Source organism: Candidatus Vagococcus giribetii (assembly GCF_017316185.1).
GTDB lineage: Bacteria > Bacillota > Bacilli > Lactobacillales > Vagococcaceae > Vagococcus > Vagococcus giribetii.
This window is the reverse complement of record NZ_JAFLVX010000044.1, coordinates 1-3,971: the sequence shown is the minus strand read 5'-3', so window position 1 is coordinate 3,971 and position 3,971 is coordinate 1. Positions and strand designations below refer to the sequence as shown.

The window sequence follows — 3,971 nt, the reverse complement described above, 5'->3', positions numbered from 1 at the left end:
GAGAGAAAACCACTCTCACATTCTACTTACAGCAGTCGTTTACGCTCCTTTGCTTAAACATTAAAACATTCTTTAAAGAGATTCTTTGAATAGCTTTAAAACGCAAAAAAAGAGGTGTTTAAGCTCGTTTAGTACAAAACCCTTATAGAAACTAATAAAACGTCTTTCAGACGGTCAGGGCAAGCCCTAACAACCCTAAAGCAATTTTTAAAAGATTATGCTATATTATTTAATGGCACTTAGCCCATTTCAATTTGAAAGGGGGTGCTAGATATATGTTTGAACAAATCTTCTTGTTATTCGCCACGACTGTTTTTACAACCGTAATTTCAGTTATAACTAAAAAGTTATTCAATCGTTGGTTTGACGATAAAGATGGTGAATAAAGGCATAGTGCCAACAAACCCACACGCTAGAACTTCGCACTAGTGTAAAAAAAGCCACTACCTTGGCAGAGGTAGTGGCTTTTGTGCTAGATATACTAGCAAATCTTCTTGTTTTCGCACATTTATTATATCATGATTCTAAATAACAATCAAAATCCATTGTTCACATATTTTTTTATTCCTTAACACTATTCCAAAATTTATCACCCCATGCACATATATTATCGACTATTGGTAATAATTCCATTCCAATATCTGTTAGTTGATATTCAACTTTTGGAGGAACTACAGGGTATACAGTTCGTTTAACTATGTTGTCTTTTTCTAATTCACGTAACTGCCTAATAATCATTCTCTGATTAATATCTGGCAGCATCTTTTCTATTTCGCTTAATCGTAATATAGGTTTTTGTAACAAAGACCAGACAATTGCTATTTTATATTTTCCGCCAATAACAGACATAGCTAAATCCTTAGTATTGACAAAATATTTTTCATTGTAATTATACATAAAAGGAACCTCATTTATTGTTTTTGATTTATATTCTTAGAAATTATATCAATTAAAATTTATAGTGTCAAAAACGTCAGTATTGCTTTTTTTGTCATTGTTTATATAATAAAGCAGTAACGTACAAAAAGTATTTTAATAAATAAGATAGATGAGTAATCTAATTATGAAAAAGGATGGAAAATAGTTATGAAAAGTAGAGCTGCTGTTGCATTTGGTCCAAATAGACCATTAGAAATTGTAGAGATTGATGTGGAAGATCCAAAAGAAAATGAAGTTATGGTTAAAATATTGTATACATCTGTCTGCCATACAGATGCTTATACTTTATCAGGTGAAGATCCTGAAGGCGTATTTCCTGTTGTGTTAGGACATGAGGGAGCTGGAGTCGTTGTAAAAGTTGGTTCTGGTGTTACATCAGTTAAAGAAGGGGATCACGTTATACCTTTATACACAGCAGAATGTGGAAAATGTAAATTTTGTTTATCTGGAAAAACAAATTTATGTTCTGCTGTAAGAGAATCACAGGGAAAAGGAGTAATGCCTGATGGTACAACTCGTTTTTCATATAACGGTGAACCAATTTATCATTACATGGGTACCAGTACTTTTAGTGAATATACAGTAGTAAACGAAATTAATTTAGTGAAAATAAATGAAAATGCACCATTAGAAAAAGTTGGATTGCTAGGTTGTGGTGTTACAACAGGTATAGGTGCAGTTGAAAATACAGCAAAAGTCGAAGAAGGGGCTATTACTGCTGTATTTGGTTTAGGAGCTATTGGTCTTGCAGTTATTCAAGGTTTAAAGAAAGTTAATGCTCAACGTATTATTGCAGTCGATATGAATCCTGATAAATGGGAATTAGCGAAAAAGATGGGAGCTACTGACTTTGTAAATCCTAAAGATTATGAAAAACCAATACAAGAAGTAATAGTTGAAATGACAGATGGAGGTGTAGACTATAGCTTCGAATGCATTGGAAATGTTGAAGTAATGCGAGCTGCATTAGAATCATGCCATAAAGGATGGGGAGAGAGTATTATTATTGGAGTTGCTGGAGCAGGAAAAGAGATTCACACGCGCCCATTCCAATTAGTAACAGGACGTGTATGGAAAGGCTCTGCTTTTGGAGGGGTGAAAGGTCGAACTCAATTACCTGGCATGGTTGAAGAATTCATGGATGGAAAGATTGATTTAGATTCGTTTATTACACATAGACTAAGTTTCTCTCAAATTAATGAATCATTTGAGTTACTGCACAACGGTGAATCAATTCGAACTATGTTAACTTATGGAGATTAGATGTATGGACTTGAAAATATTGGAAATTCATACTTCTTTTGGTGGAAAGCAAATTAAATATCAGCATACTTCAAAAATTTTGAAATGTGAAATGATATTTAGTTTATTTTTACCAGAATCTAAATCAGAAACTGAAACAGTTCCACTTATTTGGTGGTTGGCAGGTTTAACTTGTACAGATGATAATTTTAGTCAAAAAGGAGCATTTCAGAAATATGCTTCTGAGCAAAACGTTGCATTTATTATGCCAGATACATCACCTAGAGGCAATGTTGCTGATAGTGATGACTGGGATTTAGGACAGGGAGCTAGTTTTTATATAAATGCTACTTTAGAACCATGGAAAGAAAATTTTCAAATGTATGATTATCTAACTAAAGAACTTCCTGAAATTGTGTACACTTTAATTCCAAATTTCTCAGGAAAAGAAAGCATTATGGGACATTCAATGGGAGGTCATGGTGCATTAGTACTTGGGCTAAGAAATCCAAACCGATTTGTTTCTATCTCAGCATTTGCTCCAATATCTAATCCAAGCAACGTTCCTTGGGGAAAAAAAGCCTTCTCCTCTTATTTAGGAAATGATAAGTCAGCGTGGAAAGAATGGGATGCTACAGAAATTATAAAAAAATCAACCAAAAATAATGTTCCGATATTAATAACACAAGGTACAGATGATAACTTCTATGAGTTACAGTTAGACGAAGAGGCATTTTTATCTGCTGCTAAAAATGTTGCTAGAGACGTAACATATAAAAGAGAAATAGGTTATGATCATAGTTATTTTACTATAGCAACATTTATTGAAAGTCATCTTAAATTTCATTTAAGAGAATTAAAAAAAATATAAAAGGAAAGCCTTCAGAATTATTCTGAAGGCTTTAAGTATTTTGTAGAGTTAACATAATCAGATGTTATACCGAGCTGTAGATTTACCAACAGTTACAGACGTTGAGATTGTGAATCTCAACTGGTCTAGTTAAAACTAAGCAAAAGAATCCTTTTAAATAGGGATTCTTTTTTTCGTGAGATAGTGAAATTGTTTTTAGGAAAATAGGGGAATATGTTATTAAATTCGATAAGGCAAGCAACGGTTTTCCACGTGGAGAACCCATTTAGGAGCTTGTTAGGTATCACCTAAGACCGAGTAAAAAGACCAGGAGAAATGATCTTCTTTCAGAAGGATTTCTCTTGGTCTTTTTTGTCGCTTTGCCTCGATTAATTTTCTAAGGAATCGTCTACCTGATTCAAGTCTTTTATGAGTTCTTCTACACTAGAAAAGGATTTAATATTTCCTAGTTGTATATCGTTTAAAGTTTCCTCTATCTCAGAACAAACAGGCGAACTATTAGTATTTATTTTGTCTTTAGAGTAGTTAGTTTTCATGATTATCCCTCCAAAATAGGTAGTTAGTTATTCAGCTGATCAATTAAAAAAGGACGCAGGGCGCACTAGATTTTAAAGAAAGTTGCAAGAGCATAAGAGAAAGTGGGCCCACTTTCTGAGTCAAAAGTCGTCTGTAGGCTGTTCCTACAGTGTTTCTAAGACCTAAAAACGTTTCTGAAAAAATGGCAAATGATGTATTAAATGATGTATAAAAAAAGCTTAAAAAGGGTAAATAATGTGTTGAATGATGTATAAAAAATCTTAAAGAGAGTAAATGATGTATAGAAAAAAGGAATGATACATCAAATGTTACATTCCTTTTTTTATTTATTTGAAGCCATTTTGTAGTTCTTTAAGGAAATCTTTTCTTAATTTTTCTTCTT

General features: G+C 32.8%; 4 protein-coding genes. 2 read left to right on the top strand and 2 right to left on the bottom strand.

Annotated features, from left to right (window positions below; all coding sequences use genetic code 11):
* Positions 1-561 precede the first annotated feature (561 nt).
* The gene (locus DOK76_RS12835; protein ID WP_117974291.1) at positions 562-897 is read right to left on the bottom strand and encodes a winged helix-turn-helix transcriptional regulator; all 336 of its coding nucleotides are present in this window, start codon (positions 895-897) and stop codon (positions 562-564) included.
* Positions 898-1,086: 189 nt separating this feature from the next.
* Between DOK76_RS12835 and DOK76_RS12830 the strand changes: the two genes are divergently transcribed.
* Together DOK76_RS12830 and fghA are read left to right on the top strand one after the other, a co-directional pair.
* Positions 1,087-2,202 (top strand): S-(hydroxymethyl)glutathione dehydrogenase/class III alcohol dehydrogenase, encoded by a 1,116-nt coding sequence (locus DOK76_RS12830; protein WP_206968391.1) that lies wholly within the window; start codon positions 1,087-1,089, stop codon positions 2,200-2,202.
* 4 nt (positions 2,203-2,206) lie between these two features.
* A complete protein-coding gene (gene fghA, locus DOK76_RS12825) occupies positions 2,207-3,052 on the top strand; it encodes an S-formylglutathione hydrolase (RefSeq protein ID WP_304941634.1) in 846 nt (281 codons plus the stop codon).
* 368 nt (positions 3,053-3,420) lie between these two features.
* On the opposite strand, the gene DOK76_RS12820 is transcribed toward fghA, so the two are convergent.
* Positions 3,421-3,588 carry a hypothetical protein gene (locus DOK76_RS12820; RefSeq protein WP_206968389.1) on the bottom strand — a complete coding sequence of 56 codons (168 nt, stop codon included), beginning with the start codon at positions 3,586-3,588 and terminating at the stop codon, positions 3,421-3,423.
* Positions 3,589-3,971 lie beyond the last annotated feature (383 nt).